We start from the raw sequence: 23,429 nt of genomic DNA, 5'->3' as shown, positions 1-23,429 counted from the left end.
AAGCCGCCACGATGGGTCCACACGAGAGGGGCCTGCGGGGGCCCCGGACAAGGGGTGGAACATGGACGAGCGACCCAGCAGGGTGGGCGCCGCCGACAACGGTCTGGTCAGCAGACGGACCGTCAACCTGGGGGCGGCGTGGTCCGTCCCCGTCGTCCTCGCGGCGGTCGCCGCCCCGGCGGCCCAGGGGTCACAGCCGCCGGTCGACCAGCGGTCGGCGTCCTTCGGGACGATCACGGCCCAGAAGGGCATCAAGGTCGGTGGGAACCGCCAGGTGATCTTCACGCTCCTGTTCACCAACGTGGTGGGGAGCAACACGGTGCAGATCACCGACATCGACACCGGCGGTCCGTGGCAGACGCTGCCCACCCCGGACGTCACGGTCACCCCGACGAGCACCAGCGCGACCTTCACCCTGCTGCGGCCGGACAACAACGCGGCCCTCCTCGGCGTGAAGGTGACCTACCTCCTGAACGGCCAGTCGTTCACGACGACGGTCGACATCAAGAACTAGGGGCTCGTGGTGGCGGGGGTGGCGTCCGTGTCGTCGGGCGGGGGCTCGACGACACGGACGGCTGCCAGCCGCAGGAGGAAGCCGGCGACGTCGGCCTCCACCTCGGCGGCGGGGACGCCCACCGCGTCGGCCACCCGCCTCGCGACCTCCTGGCTCGTCCCCGGCTCGTCCAGGGCGTGCCAGACGGCAGCCGCCGGGCCCTCCAGCACCATCGGGCGGCCGGTGGCAGGGTCCGCGAGCGGGAGCACCACGACCCGGGCACCGCGGTCCACGACCGCGACCTCGGCGCAGCGCCGCCACCGCCCCTCAGCCACGCTCGACCAGCCGGTGCTCGGTGAGCGTCGCGAGGGCCCGGGCAACCAGCTCCGCAGGGTCCTCGCCCCCGGGCGGCGTCCCGAACCGCTCCACCAGCAGTGCCACGAGCCGCTCCTCCTCGGTCCAGTCCGGGCAGGCGTCGAGCAGTGTCGTGGCCAGCGCCGAGAGGCGAACCACCTCGCGGCCCACGAGCACCACAGACTCCCCGTCGCGGTCCACGCGGTCCGCGACCGGCAGCCGGCGAGCCCTCACCGGGGCACCGCCAGCCAGCCGTCCACCAGCTCCGCGAGATCCGCGGACTCCCGATAGGTCACCAGATGCACTCCACCGAGGGACTCGACCAGCGCGGCGACGCGCTGGAGGGGCCGGTCGAGCGACGGCAGGTGCGACGCGTGGTGCGTGAGCTCCACGACCGCGTCGAGCGTGCCGAGCGTCGTCACGGCCGGGCCGCCGACGTGCGCGTCGTCGCGGCGCAGCACCGCCAGGGCAGCAGCGCGGACCGGGCCGGTGGGTGCCTGCAGGCCGGCAGCGCTCGGGGCGGTCTCGTCCTTGAAGAGGCTGCCCGGTGCGCGACGCACGGACAGGGGTTTGGGGTACGGCTCGATGCTCCCGTCGGCACGGATCACCGCGGTCTCGTCGGTGACGTACCAGCGGCCGGGGCCGAGGGTGCGCACCAGGGTCGTCTTGCCCGTGCCGCCCGGCGCGACGAAGACGGCCGCGCGGCCACTCCCCGGGTCGGCGAGGCACGCGGCGTGGAGCATGAGGTGACGGCCGGCGAGGGCGTCGATGGCCGCGACGGTGACGCGCTGGGTCAGCAGCTGCAGCAGGTCCTCGAGCTCGGCCGCGGCAACGGGCTCGGCGCGGTGGCGGACCGGGCCGCGGGCGCCGGGCGGGTCGCCGTCCGCCGCGCCGGTCGTGTCGCCACGACCGTCGAAGTGGACCGGGACGTGCGTCTCGGGCACCGCGTCGTGGGCGGCGCGGCAGTGCTCCCAGAGCTCGGGCAGCCGGGCGAGCACCTCGCCGGCCCGGGCACCGGTCACCTCGATGCCCACCACGACGCCCATGGCCGACACGGCGGTGCGCAGCGCCGCACCCCTGTCGTCGGTCACAGCTCGCAGGGTAGAGGACGCTCCACCACGAGGGGGGCGATCGCATGGAGCTGACCGACTACCTGCGCGTGGTCCGGGCCTACTGGCGCGGTGTCGCCCTGCTCGTCCTGCTGGGCATCGGCGCCGCGGCCGGGCTCAGCCTGGCCACGCCGAAGGTGTACCAGGCCGACGCGAGCGGGTTCGTCTCCGCGGGGTCCGCGACGACGACCGGTGAGGCCTCGGTCGGGGACAGCCTGGCCAAGTCGCGCGCCGCGTCCTACGTCGACCTCGCGACCTCCCGCGCGACCGCCCAGGCGGTCATCGACGACCTCCACCTCACGGCGTCGCCGGCCGCGCTCATCGGCCAGGTCAGCGTCACGCAGCCGACCGACACGGTCCTCATCAAGATCAGCGCACGTGCCGCGTCCCCGCTCGGGGCACAGCACCTGGCCGACGCGTGGGTCCGCGCGCTCAGCGAGCAGGTGCGCAAGGTCGAGGACCCGGCCGGCACGTCGCTGCAGGCCCTGCGGCTCGAGCCCGTCGAGTCCGCGTCGCTGCCCACCGCCCCGATCTCGCCCAACCTCACCCGCAACGTCGGGATGGGCTTCGCCGCCGGGCTGCTGCTGGGCCTGGGGTATGCCGTGGTCCGCAGCCAGCTCGACCGCAAGGTCCGCCGCGCGGAGGACGTGCAGCGCATGTTCGGCGTCACCGTCGCCGCCACCATCCCGCGGAGCCCGGCGATGGTCCGCAAGGACGGCGACCTCGTGCCCCTCGTGGTGGGCACCGAGCGCCGCGACGACCCCGCCCACGCGGCGGAGGCGTTCCTCAAGCTGCGCACCAACCTGCAGTTCATGGACATCGACGACCCGCCCCGGATCATCGTGGTGACCAGCCCGCTGCCCGGCGACGGCAAGTCCAGCGTCGCCGCCAACCTGGCCGCCGCCCTGTCGCTCTCCGACCGCCGGGTCGTGCTGATCGACGGCGACCTGCGCCGGCCCGTGGTGGCCGAGTCGTTCGGCCTCGTCGAGGGCGCCGGCCTCACCGACGTCCTCATCGGGCGGGTGCGGTTCGCCGACGTTGCCCAGGGCGTCGGCTCGCTGCCCAACCTCACCGTCCTCGCCGCCGGTGGCACCCCGCCCAACCCGAGCGAGCTGCTGGGGTCCAAGGCGATGGGGCGCCTGCTCCGGGGCCTGGCCGACCGCGGGTACACCGTGATCGTCGACGCCCCACCGCTGCTCCCGGTCACCGATGCCGCGGTCCTCACCGCGTCGGCCGACGGCGCCCTGGTCGTCGTCACCGCCGGCCAGACACTCGACAGCCAGCTGGGCGCCGCCCTCGGCAACCTCGACGCCGTCCAGGGACGCACCCTCGGCGTCGTCCTCAACCGGGTCGCGCCGCGGGCCACCGACAGCGGCCACTACGGCGGCTACTACGGGCGCGGGCACGCCACGGCCCCGGTGGCGCTCGCCGCCCTCGAGCCCGACGAGCTCATCCTGCCCACGCCAGGGGCGGCCGCGACCACCGACCAGCTCGTCGCGAAGTCGGCCTAGCCGCGAAGGCGCGTCCGGGCCGGACGCGCTGCCGCGAGGGCCTACCCGCGGGTGCTCGCGCGGGTCACGAACGCGGCCAGGTCCGCGCTCTGCGCCAACCGGCTCGGCTCGTGCACGTACATCATGTGACCCGCCTCGTAGTAGGCGTGCTCGATGTTGGCCCGCAGCTCCGGGGTCAGGTCCAGGTGCGCCACGGCGTCCTCGGCGGCCCAGTACGGCGTCGCGGCGTCGTGGTACCCGTAGGACACGTGCACCTGCAGGTGGGGGTTTGCCCGCATCGCCCGCGACAGCTTCCCGCTCACGTCGACCGGCTTGCCCTCGAACTCCTTGAACGACCACTCCTTGTACGCCCGTGACGAGCTGGCGGTGTAGGCGAGGTCCTGCCGGTAGCCGAGCTCCTGCCGCAGGTAGTGGTTGAGCGCTGCCGAGTACGGCCCGAGGATCGCGTCCATCGAGGGGTCGGCGTCCCAGGTGGCGGCGTTGCCGTGGTGCAGGGGGCCGGTGAACCGCGTGTCGAGGCGGCCGACGGCCAGGCCCCGGTCGCGGAGCAGCTCGGTGAGGAAGTGGACGTGCTCGATGCGCAGGTCGGCCCGGTCGACGTACTCCGGCGACAGGCCGGTCAGCTCCGAGATCCGCCGCACGTGCTCCGCGCGCTCGGCGGCGGTGAGCCGGGAGCCGCGGGCGAGCGCCCACGGGTAGTCGCGCGCGGCATACTCCTCGGCCTCGGCGAGCACGGTGCGCAGGGCCTTGCGTCCGTGCTTGCCGTGGTGGTGCGCCGTCGCGGCATACGTCGGCAGGTAGTCGACGTACGCGCGGTCGTTGCGGTACTCGAAGTCCACGGTGTCGAGGTCCAGGACCGAGCTGATCAGCATGATGCCGTTGAGGTACAGCCCGTGGGCGCTCTGCAGGTGCTCGGCCAGCGCGGCCGCGCGCACGGTGCCGTAGGACTCGCCGGCGACGAACTTCGGTGACAGCCAACGGTCCTCGCGGCTGGTCCACATGCGGATCAGCTCGCCGACGCTCTCGATGTCGCCCGTGAAGCCGTGGTAGTCCTTGGCCTTCCCGCCCTGCACGGCGCGGGAGAATCCGGTCGACACCGGGTCGATGAAGACGAGGTCCGAGACGGCCAGCAGCGACTGCGGGTTGTCCAGCAGGCCGTACGGCGGCGGCGTCAGGGCGCCCGCATCGCCGGAGTCGACGCGTCGCGGGCCGAGCAGCCCCAGGTGCAGCCACATCGAGCTCGACCCGGGGCCGCCGTTGAACGCGAAGGTCACCGGCCGGTTCGTCCCGGCCGGCGCGTCCACGACGTATGCCGTGATGCTCAGCTCCGCCTTGGCCCGCAGCCCCTTGAAGACGTCGTCCTCGAAGACCTCCTCGCGCAGCACGACCCGGCCCGTGGTGGCCGTGTAGTGCAGGCGACGCCGGCCCACCGCGAGGGTGTGGCGGGTGGTGACCAGGTCGTCCTTGGGCGGCGCCGGGGTCGTCGTCACCGTGGTGGTGTCGGTGGTGGTCGTCGTCGAGGAGCCCTCCGCCCTGGCGGTCTCGGCGGGCGTGGAGGTGGGCGCGTGTTGGGCGTCGTCGGCCATGGCTGCACCCTAGTGCGGGGAAGCCGCACGGGTCCCGGAGAATGGGCGGGTGCGTGTGATCTCGGCCAACGTCAACGGAGTTCGCGCTGCCGCTCGTCGCGGTGGCATGGAGTGGCTGGCCGAACAGCAGCCGGACGTGCTCTGCCTGCAGGAGGTGCGGGCCTCGGACGAGCAGCTCGCGCAGGCCCTGGAGACCGGCGGGATCGGCGACTGGCACGTCGCCCACACCGAGGCCGAGGCGAAGGGCCGCGCCGGCGTCGCGGTCGTGAGCCGCGACCCGCTGCTGCGCGTGGCGACGTCCGTGGGCACGCGCGACTTCGACGGGGCGGGCCGCTGGGTCGAGGCCGACGTGGCCACCCCGGCCGGCACGGTCACGCTGGCCTCGACGTACGTGCACACGGGGGAAGCCGGCACGCCGCGGCAGGAGGAGAAGTACCGCTTCCTCGACGCGGTCACCGCGCGGCTCACCGAGTGGGCGGCCGCCGGTGCGCTCGCTGTCGTGACCGGCGACCTCAACGTCGCCCACCGCGAGGACGACCTCAAGAACTGGAAGGGCAACCGCACCAAGTCCGGCTTCCTCGCCGACGAGCGCGCCTACCTCGACCGCTGGTTCGCGGACGGTGACTGGGTCGACGTCCACCGCCGGCTCCACGGACCCGGGCCGGGGCCGTACACGTGGTGGTCCTGGCGGGGGAAGGCCTTCGACAACGACGCGGGGTGGCGCATCGACTACCAGGTCGCCAGCCGCGACCTCGCCGCCAGGGCGACGGCTGCACGGGCCGGCCGCGCTGCCGCCTACGACCAGCGCTGGTCCGACCACGCCGCGGTCGTCGTCGACTACGACCTCGGCTGACCGGCGGACAGCCGCGCCTCCGGAGTCGCGGGCCGGCCCACCCGGTAGCCCCGTCCTCGGCGTTCCCGCCCCACGAGGCGCGGGGAGGTGGCACTGCCCGGCCGGGCTGGACGGCCGGCCGGGCAGGCCGTCTAGTGGTCGCGCGCGGCAGCGCCCGAGGCCGTCACGGCGAAGGCCTGCGGGGCCCGGAAGCCCTTGTCGGCGAACGCCGCCTCCACCCGCTCGGTCGTCGCGTCGACGGCGTCGGCCCGCACCAGCGCGATGGCGGACCCGCCGAAGCCGCCGCCGGTCATGCGCGCGCCGAGCGCCCCGGCCGCGACCGCGGTCTCCACGACCGTGTCGAGCTCGTCGACGGAGATCTCGAAGTCGTCGCGCATGGAGGCGTGGCTCTCCAGGAACAGGGCACCCAGCCGCTCGAAGTCGTCGTGCCGCAGGGCCTCCCGGGCGTGGACGACCCGGTCGATCTCGGTGACGACGTGCCGGGTGCGACGGCGCAGCAGGTCCGAGGAGAGCCGGCCCAGCGCGTCGTCGAGGTCCCCGACCGCCACCTCGCGCAGCGTGGGCACGCCGAGCTCGCGGGCCGCCTGCTCGCAGCTGTCGCGCCGCTCGGCGTACTGGCCGTCGACCAGCGCGTGCTCGGCCCGGGTGTCGACCACGAGCAGCGCCAGGCCGGCCTCGGCCAGGTCGAACGGCACCTGCTCGGTGTGGTGGTCACGGCAGTCGAGCAGCAGGGCGTGACCGGGCTCGGCGAGCATCGCGGCGGACTGGTCCATGCCGCCGGTGGGCGCCTGCGCGACGGTGTTCTCGGCGTCGACGCACGCGGCGGCCAGGGCAGTGCGCCCCGCCGCGTCCGCGAGCAGGCCGAGCCCGAAGAGGTCGGACGCGGCCGCGGCCACGGCGCACTCGAGCGCGGCCGAGCTCGACAGGCCGGCACCCAGGGGCACCCGGCCGTCGACGGCGACGTCGAGGCCCGACACCTCGTGCCCCGCCCGGCGGAGGGCCCACGGGACGCCGGCGACGTACGCCGCCCATCCCTCGGGCCGCCCGGGGCCGACGTCGTCGAGGGCCACCTCGACGACGTCCCCGCCCTGCGCGGACACCATGCGCAGCATCCCGTCGTCGCGTCGGCGGACCGCCGCGAACGTCCGCTGCGGCAGCCCGATCGGCAGGCAGAGGCCGCCGTTGTAGTCGGTGTGCTCGCCGATGAGGTTGACGCGGCCCGGGGCCGACCAGACGCCCTCGGGCTCGGCGGCGAAGGTGTCGCGGAAGACCGCGGAGGCCGACTCCGTGCTCATGCACCCACCTCGCGCAGCCGGGCGGCGATGTCCTCGGGGGACACGTCGTTGACCCAGCCGCCGACACCCGACTCCGACCCGGCGAGGTACTTCAGCTTGCTGGGCGAGCGCAGCACCGACATCACCTGCAGGTGCAGCCGCGAGACGTCCCGGCCCTCCTTCGCGGGGGCCTGGTGCCACCCGGCGATGTACGGCAGTCGCACGTCGCGTCCGTCCTTCTTCAGGTAGTAGCGGTCGAGCCGCTGGAGCAGCTCGAGGTAGAGCACCGCGAGCTCGTCCCGCTCGTCGTCGTCGAGCGCGGGCAGGTCGGGCACGTCGCGGTGCGGGGCGAGGTGCACCTCCACCGGCCAGCGCGCGGCATACGGCACGTATGCCGTCCAGCGCTGCCCGCTGAGGACGACCCGCCGGCCGTCGCGGCGCTCGGCCTCGAGCAGGTCCGCGCCGAGGAGCCGCCCGGTGGCGGCGTGGTGTTCGCGCGCCCGGGCGAGGATCGCGGCCGACCGCTGCGGCACGTAGGGGTAGGCGTAGATCTGGCCGTGCGGGTGGTGCAGGGTGACGCCGATCTGCTGGCCGCGGTTCTCGAAGCAGAACACCTGCTCCACCTCGGGGACGGCCCCGAGCGCGGCGGTCCGGTCGGCCCACGCGTCGATGACCGTGCGGGCGCGCTGCGGGCTCAGCTCGGCGAAGGTCGAGTCGTGGTCGCTGGTGAAGCAGACGACCTCGCAGCGGCCCAGTGCGGGGCCCGAGCGTTCCAGGTCGGAGCGGTCCTCGGGGGCGAAGTCGGACACCGGGGCGTAGGAGGGGAACCGGTTCTCGAAGACGACGACGTCGTACGAGCTCTCCGGGACCTCCGACGGGACCGTGCCGGTGCCCGTCGGGCAGAGCGGGCACTCGTCCTTCGGCGGCAGGAAGGTCCGGTTCGAGCGGTGGCCCGCGATCGCGACCCAGTCGCCGACCAGGGCGTCGTAGCGAACCTGGCCCGCGCGCGCCCGGGGACCGAGCGGGCGGCCGTCGACCGCCTCGCGCGGGGGCGCGTCCGGGCTGTCGTCGAAGTAGATGATCTCGCGGCCGTCCGCCAGGGTGCGGCTCGTGCGACGCACGCGGACGCGCTCACCGTGGGTGGTCATGCGGTGCCCTCCCGTCGGTCGGTGCGGCCGTGGTCGCGCGCCACGACGAGGGTGTCCACGACGTCGGCGATGGTCGCCCGGGCCCGCTGCGACAGCTCGTCGTCGGTGACGAGGACGTCGACCTGGTCGAGGTCCAGGAACGTGCTGAGGCCGATGACACCGAACTTCGAGTGGTCGACGAGCACGCAGGTCCGGCGCGCGCAGGCGACGAGGGCGCGGTTGGTCTCGGCCTCGACCAGGTTGGGGGTGGTGAGGCCTGCGCCGGCGTCGACGCCGTGCGCGCCGAGGAACAGCAGGTCCACGTGCAGCGAGCGCAGCGCCGCGACGGCGACCGGGCCGACCAGGGCGTCGGACGGGGTGCGGATCCCGCCGGTGAGGACGACGGTCTGCCCGGGCGTACCCGACTCGTGCAGCAGCTGGGCCACTGGCACGGAGTTGGTGACGACCGTGATGTCCGGGACGGCGCGCACCGCGCGGGCGAGCTCGTAGGTCGTGGTCCCCGCGGAGATGCCGATCGACGACCCCGGCTCGACCAGCCTGGCGGCTGCCTCGCCGATGGCCCGCTTCTGGGCCGTCATGAGTGTCGACTTCGCGCGGAAGCCCGGCTCCTCGCTCGTCGGCGTGCTCACCGCGACCGCACCGCCGTGGACGCGCTCGAGCAGGCCCTGGTCCGCCAGCTGGTCGATGTCGCGCCGGATCGTCATGTCCGAGACACCGAGCTCGGCGACGAGGTCGGACACCCGGACGGCGCCGGTCTGCTCGACGAGGTCGGCGATCCGGCTGCGGCGCTGGCTGGCGAGCACGGCTAGGACTCTCGGACCACGGCGACGCCGCCGGCCGGCAGCGTCACCTGCGGCCCGACGGCCGCCTCGCGCACCAGGTCCGTGCCGGACGCCGGGACGGTCTGCTCGCTGTCGGTGTGGTTGACGAGGAAGAGCCACGAGCCGTTTGCGCCGCTGCGCCGGACGGCCTCGACACCGGGGGGCACGGCCGCGGCGGGCTCCACGCCCGCGTCGGCCAGCACCCGGTCGAGCAGGCTGCCGAGCAGCTCGTCGTCCGGCAGGGTGCCCAGGTACCACGCGCTGCCCTCGCCCACGGTTGCCCGCGTGATGGCGGGCTTGCCGGCGAGCGGGCCCGACGCATACGCCTCGACGGTCTCGGCGCCGGCGGTGGTGAGGTCCTCGCTCCACAGGCTGCCGGTGCCGGAGCCCACGGCGACGGTCTCGCCGACCCGCAGCGGGAAGAACTCCTCGGCGCGGACCTGGAGCAGGTCGCGGAACGCGCCGGGGTAGCCGCCGAGCCGCGCGTGGTCGTGCTCGTCGCTGATCCCGGAGAAGAAGGTCACGATGACGTGGCTACCCGAGGCTGCCGCCTCCGTAACACGGCGGGCGTGCTCGTCGGTGACGGAGTAGAGCGTGGGCACCACGACGACCCGGTATGCCGAGAGGTCGGCACCGGGGTGCACGACGTCGGCCGTCACGCCCCGGTCGCGCAGCAGGCGGTGGACCGCGTGCGGGACGGCGGTCGGGTGCAGGGCACTCGATGGCATCGCGGGACCGGTCGCCGCCCAGTTCGACTGGTAGTCCCACAGGATCGCGACCTGCGCCTCGACCGTGCTGCCGACGACCTCGCCCAGGCGCGACGCGAGGGCGCCGAGCTCGGCCACCTCGCGGAAACGGGCGCTGTCACGGCCCGCGTGCGGCACGAGCGCGGAGTGGAACTTCTCGGCGCCCGCCCGCGACTGGCGGAACTGGAAGAAGCCGAGGGTGTCGGCACCTCGCGCCACGTGGACCACGCTGTTGCGGGTCATCTCGCCGGGCGCCTTGGCGGGGTTGACCGGCTGCCAGTTGACCGCGCTGGTCGAGTGCTCCATGAGCAGCCACGGCCGGCCGCCGGCGAGGCCGCGGGTCAGGTCGCCGCAGAAGGACAGCTCGGCCTGCGGGTGCTCGAGGGCGTCGACGACGTAGTGGTCGGTGCTGACGACGTCCTGCTCGGGCGCCCACTGGGAGTAGTCGAGGTGCTCGAAGTGGGCGAGGGTCATGAAGTTCGTCGTGACCGGGACGCCGGGGGAGACCTCGGTCAGGACGGCCTTCTCCGCGCGGAAGAAGTCGAGCAGCTGGTCGGACTGGAACCGGCGGTAGTCCAGCACGTGCGTCGGGTTGTGGAACGTGGTCGTCCGGCGCGGGGGGAGGACCTGGTCCCACTCGGTGTACCGCTGGCTCCAGAACGCGGTGCCCCACGAGTCGTTGAGGGCGTCGAGGCTCTCGTGCCGGCGGCGCAGCCAGACCCGGAACGCCGCGGCGCAGGTGTCGCAGTAGCAGGGGATGTTGTGGCAGGCGTACTCGTTCGAGACGTGCCACAGCGCCAGGGCCGGGTGGTCGTGGTACCGCTGCGCCAGCTGTCGGGTCAGGGCCAGGGCGTACTCGCGGTACACCGTCGAGCTCGGGCACCATGCCTGCCGGCTGCCCGGCCACAGGGTGTGGCCGTCGACGTCCACGGGGAGGATGTCGGGGTGGGCCGTGGAGAGCCACGGCGGGGGAGTGGCGGTGGCGGTGGCAAGGTCGACCGCGATGCCGTTGGCGTGCAGCAGGTCCATGACGTCGTCGAGCCAGCCGAACTCGTACTCGCCCTTGGCAGGCTCCAGCCAGGACCACGAGAAGATCCCGAGGGACACGAAGCTCACGCCGGCCTCACGCATCAGGGCCATGTCCTCGTCCCAGACCTCACGCGGCCACTGCTCGGGGTTGTAGTCGCCACCGAAGGCGATCCGGTCACTCGGCCATGAGCGCATGACGGCCAGTGTCGGGACTCGTCTGGCAAATGTCAACAGAAACCAACACGTCTCCAGACCGGCCGCGGAAGTTGGTGCCGCCGGCTGCATCGCTGCTGAAAATCGTTGGCGCCACGCACGAAGGCGGCGGGAAAGAAGTGGTGACGAATCGGTTTCAAGCCCTTGACAGAAATATGACCGCCGGTCATTCTCAGTCCGGAGCTGTTGGTTTCTGATCGAATGTGTGGCTATCGATCCGGAGCCCTCGGCGCATCGTCGTCGCGTCAAAGGAGACCGTCATGACCCGCCCCGCCACCGAGGCCGAGTACCTCGCCAGCCTTGTCCCGCCCTCCGTCCGTGGCGTGGACCGCCGGACCCTGCTGCGCGGTGCCCTGGGCGCCGGGACGCTGCTGGCCGCCCCCTCCCTGCTCGCTGCGTGTGGCGGCGGGGGGAGCACCGGCGGTGGCGGTGGCAAGGCCACCGGCACCGTCACCCTCGGCTCGAACCAGTCGGACGCCGTGCCGAAGGCTGCCGTCCAGTCCGTGATGGACGCCTTCCAGAAGGCCAACTCCGGGATCACGGTCAAGATCAACACGATCGACCACAACACGTTCCAGGAGAACATCAACAACTACCTCCAGGGCTCCCCGGACGACGTCTGGAGCTGGTTCTCTGGCTACCGCATGCGGTTCTTCGCCAGCAAGGGCCTCGCCGGTGACATCTCGGACGTGTGGAAGGACCTCTCGGGGATGTCCGACGCGCTGAAGAAGGCGTCGACCGGCGACGACGGCAAGCAGTACTTCGTGCCGTCCACCTACTACCCGTGGGCCGTCTTCTACCGCAAGAGCGTCTTCGCGGACAAGGGCTACCAGATCCCGAAGACCCTCGACGAGTTCAAGGCCCTCGGCGCGCAGATGAAGAAGGACGGCCTCGTCCCGATCGCGTTCGGCGACAAGGACGGCTGGCCCGCCATGGGCACCTTCGACCAGCTCAACCTGCGGGTCAACGGCTACGACTTCCACGTCAGCCTCATGGCCGGCAAGGAGGCCTGGAACGGCGACAAGGTGAAGAAGGTCTTCGACACCTGGGCAGGCCTGCTCGACCTGCACCAGCCCGACTCCCTCGGCCGCACCTGGCAGGAGGCCGCGCAGAGCCTGCAGCAGAAGAAGGCGGGCACCTACGTGCTCGGCGCCTTCGTGGCCCAGCAGTTCGCCAAGGGCGCCGAGCAGGACGACCTCGACTTCTTCAACTTCCCCGAGGTCGACTCCGCCATCGGTGCGGACGCCATCGAGGCGCCGATCGACGGCTACATGATGGCCAAGCGACCGAAGAACGAGGCGGCGGCCAAGAAGCTGCTGGGCTACCTCGGCTCCGCGGACGCGCAGAACCTCGCGGTCAAGGCCGACCCGTCGGTCATCGCCACGAACGACGGTGCCGACCAGGGCAGCTACACCGCGCTGCAGAAGAAGTCGGTCGAGTTCGTCAAGCAGGCCAAGTCGATCGCGCAGTTCATGGACCGCGACACCCGGCCCGACTTCGCGTCGACCGTGATGATCCCCGCGATCCAGAGCTTCATCAAGAACCCGAAGGACATCGACGGGCTCTGCAACAGCATCGAGAACCAGAAGAAGAGCATCTTCGGCTCCTGAGCCACCGGGGCCCGGGCGGAAGCTCCCGCCCGGGCCCCGTGCTCGCCCCCATCGAGGAGGTTCTCGTGGCGAGACGCAAGTACAAGGGCATCGACCACCTCAGCCCGGTCGACCGGGTAGTCGTGGCGCTGATGATCGCGGTCCCGACCGTGCTGGTGCTGTGGCTGGTGTGGGTACCGGCCGTCGGGTCGGTCCTGCTGTCCTTCACCGACTGGGACGGCATCGGCCCGATCTCGTCGGCCAAGGTGATCGGACTGAAGAACTACCACGACGTCGTGAGCATCTACCCGCCGTTCTGGCCGGCGGTGCAGCACAACCTGATCTGGCTGGCTGTCATGTTCCTCGTGGCGACGCCGTTCGGCATCTTCCTGGCGGTGCTGCTCGACCGCGAGCTCAAGGGCACGCGGATCTACCAGACCGCGATCTACCTGCCGGTCGTCCTGTCGCTGGCGCTGGTCGGCTTCATCTGGCAGCTCATCTACAGTCGCGACCAGGGCCTCATCAACCAGGTCACCGGCAGCACCATCGACTGGTACGGCGACCAGCGGTACAACCTCTGGGCCGCGCTCGTCGCCTCGAGCTGGCGGCACGTCGGCTACATCATGCTGCTGTACCTGGCCGGGCTGAAGGGCGTCGACCCCAGCCTGCGCGAGGCCGCCAAGGTCGACGGCGCCAACGAGCGGACCACCTTCTTCAAGGTCGTCTTCCCGGTGATGGCGCCGATCAACATCATCGTGCTGGTCGTGACCGTCATCGAGTCCCTGCGCGCCTTCGACCTCGTCTGGGTCATCAACAAGGGACGCAACGGCCTGGAGCTCATCTCCACGCTCGTCACCAGCAACATCGTCGGTGAGGCCAGCCGGATCGGCTTCGGCTCGGCGCTGGCGACGATGATGCTGCTCATCAGCTCGATCTTCATCGTCTTCTACCTGCGAATCGTCATGAGGGAGCAGCGATGACCGCCTCCGAGACCCCCGTCGCGGCCCCCGCGGGCGCCAACCCGCTCACCGCCAAGCGCGCCAAGCCCGCGGGTGGCGCCCGGGGCCACGTGCTCATCCAGGTGTTCCTGGCCGTGGTCGCCCTCCTGTGGATCTTCCCCGTGGCGTACGCCGTCCTGGGCAGCTTCCGGGACTACGCCTACACGTCCAAGCACGGGTACTTCTCGTTCGGCGGGTTCACCCTGCAGAACTACAAGGACGCGTGGCAGCAGGCGAACTTCTCGCACACGATGCTCAACTCGGCGATCATCACGATCCCGGCGGTGCTGCTCACGCTGTTCCTGTCGTGCTGCATCGCGTTCGTCGTGGCGCGGTTCTCGTGGAAGTTCAACCTGGCGCTGCTCGGCGTGTTCACGGCGGCGAACCTCCTGCCCCCGCAGGCACTGCTGATCCCGGTCTACCGGATGTTCCGGTCGATCGAGGTGCCGTTCTGGTTCAGCGAGTCCGGCACCCTGCTCAACAGCTACTGGGGCCTGATCGCGGTCAACGTCGCCTTCCAGACCGGCTTCTGCGCCTTCGTCCTGTCGAACTACATGAAGACGCTCCCGCGCGAGCTGTACGAGTCGGCCGTCGTCGACGGTGCCGGCGTGCTGCGCCAGTTCTTCAAGCTGACGCTGCCGCTGTGCCGGCCGCCGCTGGCCGCGCTGGCGACGCTCGAGGTCACCTGGATCTACAACGAGTTCTTCTGGGCGACCGTGCTGCTGCAGTCCGGTGACAAGTTCCCCGTGACGAGCTCGCTGAACAACCTGCGCGGCCAGTTCTTCACCGACAACAACCTGGTCGCGGCCGGGTCGGTCGTGGTCGCCCTGCCGACGTTGATCATCTTCTTCGTCCTGCAGAAGCAGTTCGTCGCCGGTCTGACGCTGGGAGCAACCAAGGGATGAGCCCCGACCTCGAGGTCCTCCGATCCGCCGGCACCCTCATGGTGCTCGACACCTCGGGGCCGGGTCTCCCGCGGGTGCTGCACTGGGGTGCCGACCTGCCGGACGGCGCGGTCGAGGCGCTGCCCCTGCTCGCGCAGGGTCCCGTGCCGCCGAACGCGCTGGACCAGCCGTGGCCGCTCACGCTGCTGCCCACCGGCAGCGACGGCTGGCTGGGGACGCCGGCGTATGCCGCGCACCGCGCTGGCGGCGCCACGGCGCCGCGGTGGCGGGCCACCACGACCCGCGAGGGCGCGGGCACGGTCCGCACGGTCGCCGAGGACGGCGGGGTCCGGGTCGAGGTCGTCCTCGAGCTCGACGACCACGGGGTCCTGCGCGTCGCCCGCTCCGTGACGAACGCGGGCTCCGACGCGACCGACGGCGGCGCGACGCTCGACCTCGCGGCGCTGCGGGCGGTGCTGCCCCTGCCGTCCCGCGCCACCGAGGTGCTCGACCTCACCGGTCGCTGGTGCCGGGAGCGTTCGCCGCAGCGCGCAGCCCTCGACGAGGGCACGCACCTGCGGGCCTCGCGCCGTGGCCGCACCGGGCACGACGCCACCTTGCTGCTGCTGGCGGGGACTCCCGGGTTCGACTTCGGCCACGGAGAGGTGTGGGCGACGCACGTCGCGTGGAGCGGCAACCACGAGCACCTCGTCGAGCGGCTGCCCGAGGGCGCCGGCATGCACGGTGCCGTGCTCGGCGGCGGTGAGCTGCTCGAGGCGGGCGAGGTGCGCCTCGCGCCCGGCGAGGCGTACACGGCTCCCGACGTCCTCTTCGTGCACGCGACCGACGGGCTCGACGGCATCTCGTGCCGGCTGCACCGCCGGCAGCGGGCCACCCGCACACGGGCGACCGGCCCCCGGCCGCTGGTCCTCAACACGTGGGAGGCCGTCTACTTCGACCACGACCTCGACCGGCTCAAGGGCCTGGCCGACACCGCCGCCTCGATCGGCGTCGAGCGGTTCGTCCTCGACGACGGCTGGTTCGGCGGGCGCCGCGACGACCTCCGGGGCCTCGGCGACTGGGTGGTCTCGGACGAGGCGTGGCCGACCGGGCTCGAGCCGCTCGTGCGGCACGTCAAGGACCTCGGCATGGAGTTCGGCCTGTGGTTCGAGCCGGAGATGGTCAACGAGGACTCCGACCTCGTGCGGGCACACCCCGACTGGGTGCTCGGCCCCCGCGCCGGCCGTCCCCGCGAGTCCCGCCACCAGCAGGTGCTCGACCTGGCCAACCCCGAGGCAGCGGCGCACGTCGAGCGGCAGATCAGCTCCCTGGTCGGCGACCTCGGCATCGACTTCATCAAGTGGGACCACAACCGCGACCTGCACGAGGCCGTCCGCAGCGACGACCGCGGCACCGACCGGCCGGCCGTGCACGAGCAGACGCTCGCGTTCTACGCGCTGCTCGACCGGCTGCGCGAGGCGCACCCGGACCTCGAGATCGAGTCCTGCTCCAGCGGGGGCGCGCGCGTCGACCTCGGGGTGCTGTCCCGCACCGACCGTGTCTGGACCAGCGACTGCAACGACCCGCTCGAGCGCGTCCAGATCCAGCGCTGGACCTCGCTGCTCGTGCCGGCCGAGACGATGGGCACGCACGTGGGGCCGGCGACCGCGCACACCACCCACCGCACCTTCGACCTGCCGTTCCGCATGCTCGTCGCCCTGCAGGGCCACGCGGGGCTGGAGTGGGACGTCAGCGCCTGCACGCCCGAGGAGCTCGACACCCTGCGCGCCTGGGCGGGCCTGTACCGCGAGCTGCGCGGGCTCCTGCACACCGGTGACCTCGTCCGCGACGCCGTCGACGACGGCACGCTGCTCGTGACCGGCACGCTCGCCGCGGACCGGTCGCAGGCGGCATACACGGTGCTGCGCACCGACAGCGCGCGGCGGGCCACGCCCGGCCTCGTCCGGTTGCCGGGACTCGACCCCGAGCGCAGGTATGCCGTGCGGGTGCGGCCCGAGGCCGGCTTGCCGGCTCTCGTGCAGCACGTGGCCCCGGGGTGGTGGGAGCAGGCGCTCGCCGGCGACCTCCACCTCGACGGCGCGCTGCTGTCGCAGGTCGGGCTGCCGATGCCGGTGCTCGCACCGGCCCAGGGGTTCCTGCTCCACCTGACCTGATGCCACGCCGCCCAGGCCCGGAGCCGACGGCACCGGGGCCACCCGGCGCGCGGCCCACCTGACAGAATGGCCGCCATGTCCGATGCGCCCACCCAGCAGGCGCTGCCCCGGATCCTCTCCGGCATGCAGCCCACCAGCGACTCGCTCCACCTCGGCAACTACCTCGGGGCGCTGGTCAACTGGGTGAAGCTGCAGGACGACTTCGACGCGTTCTACTTCGTCGCCGACCTGCACGCGCTGACCGTGCCGACCGACCCCGAGGTCCTGCGCCGCCGGACCCGGGTCACGGCCGCGCAGTTCATCGCCGGGGGAGTCGACCCCAAGCGCTCCGCCGTGTTCTGCCAGAGCCACGTCACCGAGCACGCCGAGCTCGGCTGGGTGATGAACTGCCTCACCGCGTTCGGCGAGGCGAGCCGGATGACGCAGTTCAAGGACAAGACCGCCAAGGGCCAGAACGCCAACGTCGGGCTGTTCACCTACCCGATGCTCATGGCGGCCGATATCCTCATGTACGACGCGGCCTACGTGCCCGTCGGCGAGGACCAGCGCCAGCACCTGGAGATCACGCGTGACCTCGCCGAGCGGTTCAACACCCGCTTCGGCGGCGGCCTCGTCGTGCCGGAGCCGTACATCGTCAAGGGCTCGGCCAAGATCCAGGACCTGCAGGACCCGACCGCGAAGATGAGCAAGACCGGCTCGTCACCCAAGGGCCTCATCGACCTCATGGAGGACCCGGCCCGGATCGCCAAGAACATCCGCTCGGCCGTCACCGACACCGAGGCCGAGGTGCGGTACGACCCGGACGCCAAGCCCGGCGTCTCGAACCTGCTCGTCATCCACTCCGTGCTCTCGGGCACGCCGGTGGAGCAGGTCGCGGACTCGTTCGCGGGCAAGGGCTACGGCGACCTCAAGAAGGAGGTCGCCGACGTCGTGGTCGCGGCGCTGACGCCGTTCCAGGAGCGCATGCGCGAGCTGCTCGACGACCCGGCCGAGCTCGACCGGATCCTCGCCGACGGCGCGGACCGGGCGCGCGAGGTGGCCCGGGGCACCATGGCCCGGGTCCGCGACCGGGTCGGCCTCCTGCCCGCAGTTCGGTAGGGTCGCTCGGGTGCCGACCATCGGTGTGTCGATCGCCATCCCCTCACCGCACGCGGAGATGCTGCAGGCGAAGAGGGCGTCCTTCGGCGACCCCCTCGCCGACTCGATCCCGACGCACGTGACCCTGTTGCCGCCCACCGAGGTGGAGCCGGAGCGGATGGACGTCGTCAACGAGCACCTGACCCAGGCCGCCGCGAGCCGCGAGCCGTTCCCGATGGTGCTGCGGGGCACGGGCACCTTCCGGCCGATCTCGCCGGTCGTCTTCGTCCAGGTCTCCGGCGGCATCGGGGAGTGCGAGCTGCTCGAGCAGGCCGTCCGGCGGGGCCCGCTCAAGCGCAAGCTCGACTTCTACTACCACCCGCACGTGACCGTGGCGCACCACGTCCCGGACGAGAGCCTGGACCGCGCGTTCAAGGAGCTCGCCGACTTCGAGTGCACCTTCGAGGTGACCGAGTTCCACCTCTACGAGCACGGTGCGGACTCCGTGTGGCGGCCGGTGACGTCGTTCCCGCTGGGCGGCTGCCCGGACGCGTCCCGACCGAGCGGAGCCTGACCGGTGCAGACCCTCAAGCAGTGGTGGGCCCGGTTCCAGACCACGTCGGCCTGGCGCGCCTGGAAGCGGTACGGCGACGCGCGGGGCAACCTGCTCGCGGGCGGCGTGGGCTACTTCGCCTTCTTCTCCGTCTTCCCGGCGGTGCTGCTCGCCTTCACGATCTTCGGGTTCGTCCTGCGTGGCCAGCCGGGCCTGCTCGAGGAGAGCAAGAACGCCATCAACGACCTGCTGCCGGGCTTCGTGCAGTCCAAGGCCAACCCGAACGGCGTCATCCGGGTCTCCATGCCGACGTCGGCGACCCTGTCGGTCAGCGGCATCATCTCCGTCGTCGGCCTGGTGCTCGCCGGGACGGGGTGGCTGAGCGCGCTGCGTGACGGCATCCGTGCCGTCTTCGGTGTCGAGGGGTCGGTGGGCAACCCGGTCGTGGCCAAGCTGCGGGACCTCGGCGTGCTCCTCGTGCTCGGGGTCGGGATCGTCCTGTCGGCCGCGGTCGGGGCCGTGGCCGGGGCCGCTGCCAGGTGGCTCGGCGGCCTCATCGGCCTCGGCGGGCAGGGCTGGGTGCTCACCCTCGTGTCGCTGCTCGTCGGCGTGGCACTCGACGGCGCGATCGTGCTCGTCATGCTGCGGCTGCTCTCCGGGGTCGACGTCCCGTGGCACGGGCTGCGCAACGCCGCGGTCTTCGGCGGCATCTCCCTGACCCTGCTCAAGAAGTTCGGGTCGGTCCTGCTGGCCAGCACCACGCACAACAAGCTCTACCTCGGCTTCGCGCTCGTCGTCGGGCTGCTCGTGTGGCTGAACTTCATGTCGCGGGTGCTGCTCATCTCCGCCGCCTGGGCCGCCAACGACCTCGACGAGAGCGCCGGCACGGCCCGACAGCTCTCGCCGGCCCAGCGGGACAAGCTGCGCGAGGGCCCCGCACCCGAGCCGCTGGACTCCGTGCGCGCCCGCACCGACGCCGGCCTGCCGACGTTCGGGCCGGTGGCCGCCGACCGCACCACCCTCGCGGCCGGCCTCGTGCTCGGCGCGGTCGGGGCGACCGCCCTCGGGACGGCCCGCCGGGGCCTGCGCGCCCTCCTGCGCCGCCACTGACCCCCCGGGGCCCACACACCCGGCATACCCCCTCGCCCCGGCACCCGGCATACCGGGCGCGCGGCTGCGTCAGGAGAGGGCGCGGTGGCGGCCCCGGACGGCGCGCTTGGCCCGCAGGCGCAGGCCGGCGACCGCCCCGACGAGGGCCGCGAGACCACCGAAGCCCAGCCACGGCGTCACGGAGGCGGCCGACCCGAGCTGGGCCGGCGGCACCGCCGCAGCGGCGGCGGTCCGCTGGGCCGGGGACCCGCCGTCGCCGGGAGCACCCGCGGCGCCGGTGGGCGGAGCTGCGAGGGGCGCGGTGACCTCGCCGGGCTCCACCAGCCGACCGACGGGACGCGCCTTGGACGCGTACCGGAACGCCCAGTCGTACATCGCCGCCTGGGGGCGCCACGAGTGGTCGAGGCCGTACATCTCGGTGAGCAGGTACGTGTGCCCGCCGCGGGTGACGGCCGAGATGAACGTGCGGTGGGCGGCCACCGTGTAGCCGTTCTTGACCCCGATCGTGCCGGGGTAGTTGTACAGCAGGGCGTTGTGGTTGTTGATCTTGTACGTCTTGCGCTTCTTGGTCCTCGGGTCGACCAGCCCGGGGAAGTCGGCCTGCTTGGTCGTGACGTAGGCCCGGAAGTCGGGCAGCTGCAGCGCAGCGCGGGCGATGAGGGCGAGGTCGTAGGCGCTCGACGTCTGGCCGGGCGCGTCGAGCCCTGACGGGTCCTTGGCGACCGTGTCGTGGGCGCCGAGGTGGGCGGCGTTGGCGTTCATCTCGGCCAGCACCTTCTCGCGGCCCCCGCCGGCCTCCGCGAGGGCGTATGCCGCGTCGTTGCCGGACGACATGAGGAGGGCTTGGAACAGCTGTCGGCCGGTGTAGCTCTGCCCGGGGACCATGCCCACGCGGGTGCCGTCCGCCGCGGCGTCGGCCGGGCTCGCCTTGACCAGCTGGTCCTTGGGCACCTGCGGGATCAGCGTCAGGGCCGTGAGCGTCTTCAGGGTGCTGGCGGGCAGCAGCCGCGCGTGCGGTGCCTTGGCCGCGACGACCTCACCGGTGTCGAGGTCGGCGAGCAGCCAGGAGACGTCCCGCAGCTTCGGCGGCGCCGGGACGCCGGGGGGCAGGTCGGTGACGACGCCGGTCGCCGCGAGCCTCGGGCCGCCCACGGACTGCAGCGGCTGCACCGTCGCCCGCGGCACGGGCAGCGTGGGGGTGGGCGCCGGCGTCGGCTTGGGGGCAGCCGCAGCGGGCGCGGTGAGGGCGGGAACGACGACGCCGCCGACCGCCAGCAGGGCGCTGGCGGTGGCGGCGGTCAGGTGTCGTCGGCTGAGCACTGGCGACAGTGTGCCCCAGAGGGGGCCGTTTCGTCAGAACCTGCTGGTCAGGAGGGCGCGCTTGACCTCCTGGATGGCCTTCGTGACCTGGATCCCGCGGGGGCAGGCCTCCGTGCAGTTGAAGGTCGTGCGGCAGCGCCACACGCCCTCCTTGTCGTTGAGGATCTCCAGGCGCTGGGCCCCGCCCTCGTCACGGCTGTCGAAGATGAACCGGTGGGCGTTGACGATCGCGGCCGGACCGAAGTACTGGCCGTCGTTCCAGAACACCGGGCAGCTCGTCGTGCACGCGGCGCACAGGATGCACTTGGTGGTGTCGTCGAAGCGGTCGCGGTCGGCCTGGCTCTGGATGCGCTCGCGAGTCGGCTCGTTGCCCGTGGTGACGAGGAACGGCATCACCTCGCGGTACGCGTCGAAGAACGGCTCCATGTCGACGATGAGGTCCTTCTCGAGCGGAAGGCCCTTGATCGGCTCGACGGTGATCGGCTTGTCCGGGTTGACGTCCTTGATGAGCGTCTTGCAGGCGAGCCGGTTCTTGCCGTTGATCCGCATGGCGTCGGAGCCGCACACCCCGTGGGCGCAGGAGCGGCGGAACGACAGCGAGCCGTCCTGCTCCCACTTGATCTGGTGCAGGGCGTCGAGCACGCGGTCGGTGGCGTGCGAGGTGACCTCGTAGGTCTCCCAGTGCGGCGCGCTGTCGACCTCGGGGTTGTACCGCTGGACCTTGAGGGTCACCGTGAAGGTCGGGACGGCCCCTGCCTTCTGCTCCTCGGTGGTCTGCTTCTCGGCAGTGGCAGTCATCAGTACTTGCGCTCCATCGGCTGGTAGCGGGTCACGGTCACGGGCTTGTAGTCGAGGCGGACCTCGTCGGCGAAGGACGGCCCCGCGCTGAGGTCGCCGTCGACCGCCGGGCGGTAGGCCATCGTGTGCCGCATGAAGTTCACGTCGTCGCGCGCGGTGTAGTCCTCGCGGAAGTGGCCGCCGCGGGACTCCTTGCGGGCGAGGGCACCGAGCGTGATGACCTCGGCCAGCTCGATGAGGAAGCCGAGCTCGACGGCCTCGAGCAGGTCGGTGTTGTACCGCTTGCCCTTGTCCTGGACCACGACGTTGGCGTAGCGCTCCTTGAGCTCGTCGATGACGCCGAGCGCCTCCTTCATCGAGGCCTCGGTGCGGAACACCTGGACGTTGCGGTCCATGGTCTCCTGCAGCTCGCGGCGCAGGTCGGCCACGCGCTCGCCGCTCTCGCGCGAGCGGATGCCCTCGACCAGACCGGTGACGAGCGACTCGGGGGCCTCGGGGAGGTCGACCCACGGGGCGTCCACGGCATACTCCGCGGCGGCGATGCCGGCGCGGCGGCCGAAGACGTTGATGTCGAGCAGGCTGTTGGTGCCCAGGCGGTTCGAGCCGTGGACGGACACGCACGCCACCTCGCCCGCGGCGTACAGGCCGGGGACGACGTCGGTGTTGTTGCGCAGCACCTCGGCCTCGACGTTGGTCGGGATGCCGCCCATGGCGTAGTGCGCCGTCGGGTAGACCGGGACCGGCTCGGTGTACGGCTCGACACCGAGGTAGGTGCGGGCGAACTCGGTGATGTCGGGGAGCTTGGCGTCGATGTGCGCCGGCTCGAGGTGGGTCAGGTCGAGCAGGACGTAGTCCTTGTTCGGCCCGGCGCCACGGCCCTCGCGGACCTCGTTCGCCATGGAGCGGGCGACGATGTCGCGCGGGGCGAGGTCCTTGATGGTGGGGGCGTAGCGCTCCATGAAGCGCTCGCCGTCGGCGTTGCGCAGGATGCCGCCCTCACCGCGGGCCGCCTCGGACAGCAGGATGCCCAGGCCGGCGAGGCCTGTCGGGTGGAACTGGAAGAACTCCATATCCTCCAGCGGGATGCCGCGGCGGAAGGCCACGCCCATGCCGTCACCGGTGAGGGTGTGGGCGTTGGAGGTGGTCTTGAATACCTTGCCGGTTCCGCCGGTGGCGAAGACGACCGACTTGGCCTGGAAGATGTGCAGCTCACCGGTGGCCAGCTCGTAGGCGACGACGCCCGCGGCGCGCTCGACTCCGTCTGCGCCGGTGTTGAGCAGCAGGTCCAGGACGTAGAACTCGTTGTAGAACTCGACGCCCTGCTTGACGCAGTTCTGGTAGAGCGTCTGCAGGATCATGTGTCCGGTGCGGTCCGCGGCGAAGCAGGACCGGCGCACGGCGGCCTCGCCGTGGTTGCGGGTGTGCCCACCGAAGCGGCGCTGGTCGATCTTGCCCTCGGGCGTGCGGTTGAACGGCAGACCCATCTTCTCGAGGTCGATGACCGCGTCGATGGCCTCACGGCACATGACCTCCGCAGCGTCCTGGTCGACGAGGTAGTCGCCGCCCTTGACGGTGTCGAAGGTGTGCCACTCCCAGTTGTCCTCCTCGACGTTGGCGAGGGCGGCGCACATGCCGCCCTGGGCCGCGCCGGTGTGGGAGCGGGTCGGGTAGAGCTTGGTGAGCACGGCGGTGCGGGTGCGCTTGCTCGACTCGAGGGCGGCGCGCATGCCGGCCCCGCCGGCGCCGACGATCACGACGTCGTACTTGTGCGTCTGCATGGGTGTCTGTG

The 23,429-nt window shown here is 72.1% G+C and carries 21 protein-coding genes; 10 read left to right on the top strand and 11 right to left on the bottom strand.

Going from position 1 to position 23,429, the window contains the following annotated elements:
• Positions 1 to 61 precede the first annotated feature (61 nt).
• Positions 62 to 514, top strand: coding sequence for a hypothetical protein (locus tag J2X64_RS03855; RefSeq protein WP_310149874.1), 453 nt, complete (start codon positions 62 to 64; stop codon positions 512 to 514).
• Here the strand turns inward: J2X64_RS03855 and J2X64_RS03850 are convergent.
• From J2X64_RS03850 to J2X64_RS03840, 3 genes are read right to left on the bottom strand one after another with little or no spacing between them, the layout of a single operon-like run.
• A complete protein-coding gene (locus J2X64_RS03850; protein WP_310149871.1) occupies positions 511 to 828 on the bottom strand; it encodes a PqqD family protein in 318 nt (105 codons plus the stop codon). The two genes, J2X64_RS03855 and J2X64_RS03850, sit on opposite strands and share 4 nt — an antisense overlap.
• On the bottom strand, positions 821 to 1,081 hold the full coding sequence (locus J2X64_RS03845) for a hypothetical protein (RefSeq protein WP_310149868.1): 261 nt from the start codon (positions 1,079 to 1,081) through the stop codon (positions 821 to 823). Before J2X64_RS03845 ends, J2X64_RS03850 begins: the two co-directional genes overlap by 8 nt.
• Entirely contained in the window at positions 1,078 to 1,938 is an 861-nt protein-coding gene (locus J2X64_RS03840; RefSeq protein ID WP_310149866.1) for a hypothetical protein, read from the bottom strand. The genes J2X64_RS03845 and J2X64_RS03840 overlap by 4 nt, the downstream gene beginning before the upstream one ends.
• Before the next feature lie 44 nt (positions 1,939 to 1,982).
• Between J2X64_RS03840 and J2X64_RS03835 the strand changes: the two genes are divergently transcribed.
• Positions 1,983 to 3,467 (top strand): polysaccharide biosynthesis tyrosine autokinase, encoded by a 1,485-nt coding sequence (locus J2X64_RS03835; RefSeq protein WP_310149863.1) that lies wholly within the window; start codon positions 1,983 to 1,985, stop codon positions 3,465 to 3,467.
• Between the two features lie 41 nt (positions 3,468 to 3,508).
• On the opposite strand, the gene J2X64_RS03830 is transcribed toward J2X64_RS03835, so the two are convergent.
• Complete coding sequence (locus J2X64_RS03830; protein WP_310149860.1) at positions 3,509 to 5,053, bottom strand: S10 family serine carboxypeptidase-like protein; 1,545 nt, start codon at positions 5,051 to 5,053, stop codon at positions 3,509 to 3,511.
• A gap of 49 nt (positions 5,054 to 5,102) precedes the next feature.
• Between J2X64_RS03830 and J2X64_RS03825 the strand changes: the two genes are divergently transcribed.
• The gene (locus J2X64_RS03825) at positions 5,103 to 5,906 is read left to right on the top strand and encodes an exodeoxyribonuclease III (protein WP_310149858.1); all 804 of its coding nucleotides are present in this window, start codon (positions 5,103 to 5,105) and stop codon (positions 5,904 to 5,906) included.
• Positions 5,907 to 6,037: 131 nt separating this feature from the next.
• Here the strand turns inward: J2X64_RS03825 and galK are convergent, their stop codons facing one another.
• Genes galK through J2X64_RS03805 form a run of 4 tightly spaced genes read right to left on the bottom strand, consistent with a single transcriptional unit; the run spans position 6,038 to position 11,119 of the window.
• Positions 6,038 to 7,201 carry a galactokinase gene (galK, locus tag J2X64_RS03820; protein ID WP_310149854.1) on the bottom strand — a complete coding sequence of 388 codons (1,164 nt, stop codon included), beginning with the start codon at positions 7,199 to 7,201 and terminating at the stop codon, positions 6,038 to 6,040.
• The gene (galT, locus tag J2X64_RS03815; protein ID WP_310149851.1) at positions 7,198 to 8,328 is read right to left on the bottom strand and encodes a galactose-1-phosphate uridylyltransferase; all 1,131 of its coding nucleotides are present in this window, start codon (positions 8,326 to 8,328) and stop codon (positions 7,198 to 7,200) included. Before galT ends, galK begins: the two co-directional genes overlap by 4 nt.
• Positions 8,325 to 9,131, bottom strand: a complete 807-nt coding sequence (locus J2X64_RS03810; protein ID WP_310149847.1) for a DeoR/GlpR family DNA-binding transcription regulator — start codon at positions 9,129 to 9,131, stop codon at positions 8,325 to 8,327. The genes galT and J2X64_RS03810 overlap by 4 nt, the downstream gene beginning before the upstream one ends.
• 2 nt (positions 9,132 to 9,133) lie before the next feature.
• Complete coding sequence (locus J2X64_RS03805; protein ID WP_310149842.1) at positions 9,134 to 11,119, bottom strand: beta-galactosidase; 1,986 nt, start codon at positions 11,117 to 11,119, stop codon at positions 9,134 to 9,136.
• Positions 11,120 to 11,397: 278 nt separating this feature from the next.
• Between J2X64_RS03805 and J2X64_RS03800 the strand changes: the two genes are divergently transcribed.
• The 7 genes from J2X64_RS03800 (at position 11,398) to J2X64_RS03770 (ending at position 19,522) form a co-directional block, all read left to right on the top strand.
• Positions 11,398 to 12,747: an ABC transporter substrate-binding protein gene (locus tag J2X64_RS03800; protein ID WP_310149839.1), complete on the top strand. Its 1,350-nt coding sequence runs from the start codon at positions 11,398 to 11,400 to the stop codon at positions 12,745 to 12,747.
• A 65-nt stretch (positions 12,748 to 12,812) separates the two neighbouring features.
• Positions 12,813 to 13,706, top strand: a complete 894-nt coding sequence (locus J2X64_RS03795) for a sugar ABC transporter permease (protein WP_310149835.1) — start codon at positions 12,813 to 12,815, stop codon at positions 13,704 to 13,706.
• A complete protein-coding gene (locus tag J2X64_RS03790) occupies positions 13,703 to 14,629 on the top strand; it encodes a carbohydrate ABC transporter permease (protein ID WP_310149833.1) in 927 nt (308 codons plus the stop codon). Before J2X64_RS03795 ends, J2X64_RS03790 begins: the two co-directional genes overlap by 4 nt.
• Positions 14,626 to 16,782: an alpha-galactosidase gene (locus tag J2X64_RS03785; protein WP_310149829.1), complete on the top strand. Its 2,157-nt coding sequence runs from the start codon at positions 14,626 to 14,628 to the stop codon at positions 16,780 to 16,782. Before J2X64_RS03790 ends, J2X64_RS03785 begins: the two co-directional genes overlap by 4 nt.
• 75 nt (positions 16,783 to 16,857) lie before the next feature.
• Positions 16,858 to 17,880: a tryptophan--tRNA ligase gene (gene trpS, locus J2X64_RS03780; protein ID WP_397444010.1), complete on the top strand. Its 1,023-nt coding sequence runs from the start codon at positions 16,858 to 16,860 to the stop codon at positions 17,878 to 17,880.
• 10 nt (positions 17,881 to 17,890) lie between these two features.
• Positions 17,891 to 18,433: a 2'-5' RNA ligase family protein gene (locus J2X64_RS03775; protein WP_310149823.1), complete on the top strand. Its 543-nt coding sequence runs from the start codon at positions 17,891 to 17,893 to the stop codon at positions 18,431 to 18,433.
• A 3-nt stretch (positions 18,434 to 18,436) separates the two neighbouring features.
• A complete protein-coding gene (locus J2X64_RS03770) occupies positions 18,437 to 19,522 on the top strand; it encodes a YihY/virulence factor BrkB family protein (protein WP_310149820.1) in 1,086 nt (361 codons plus the stop codon).
• A gap of 69 nt (positions 19,523 to 19,591) precedes the next feature.
• On the opposite strand, the gene J2X64_RS03765 is transcribed toward J2X64_RS03770, so the two are convergent.
• From J2X64_RS03765 to sdhA, 3 genes are read right to left on the bottom strand one after another with little or no spacing between them, the layout of a single operon-like run.
• A complete protein-coding gene (locus J2X64_RS03765; RefSeq protein ID WP_310149817.1) occupies positions 19,592 to 20,842 on the bottom strand; it encodes a hypothetical protein in 1,251 nt (416 codons plus the stop codon).
• 33 nt (positions 20,843 to 20,875) lie between these two features.
• Complete coding sequence (locus J2X64_RS03760) at positions 20,876 to 21,640, bottom strand: succinate dehydrogenase iron-sulfur subunit (RefSeq protein WP_310149814.1); 765 nt, start codon at positions 21,638 to 21,640, stop codon at positions 20,876 to 20,878.
• Positions 21,640 to 23,418 (bottom strand): succinate dehydrogenase flavoprotein subunit, encoded by a 1,779-nt coding sequence (gene sdhA / locus J2X64_RS03755; RefSeq protein WP_310149812.1) that lies wholly within the window; start codon positions 23,416 to 23,418, stop codon positions 21,640 to 21,642. The genes J2X64_RS03760 and sdhA overlap by 1 nt, the downstream gene beginning before the upstream one ends.
• Positions 23,419 to 23,429: the final 11 nt, after the last annotated feature.

The organism is Phycicoccus sp. 3266, assembly GCF_031456495.1.
Classification (GTDB): domain Bacteria; phylum Actinomycetota; class Actinomycetes; order Actinomycetales; family Dermatophilaceae; genus Pedococcus.
The sequence above is the reverse complement of the archived record's forward strand: the minus strand, read 5'-3'. Positions and strand labels throughout refer to the sequence as shown.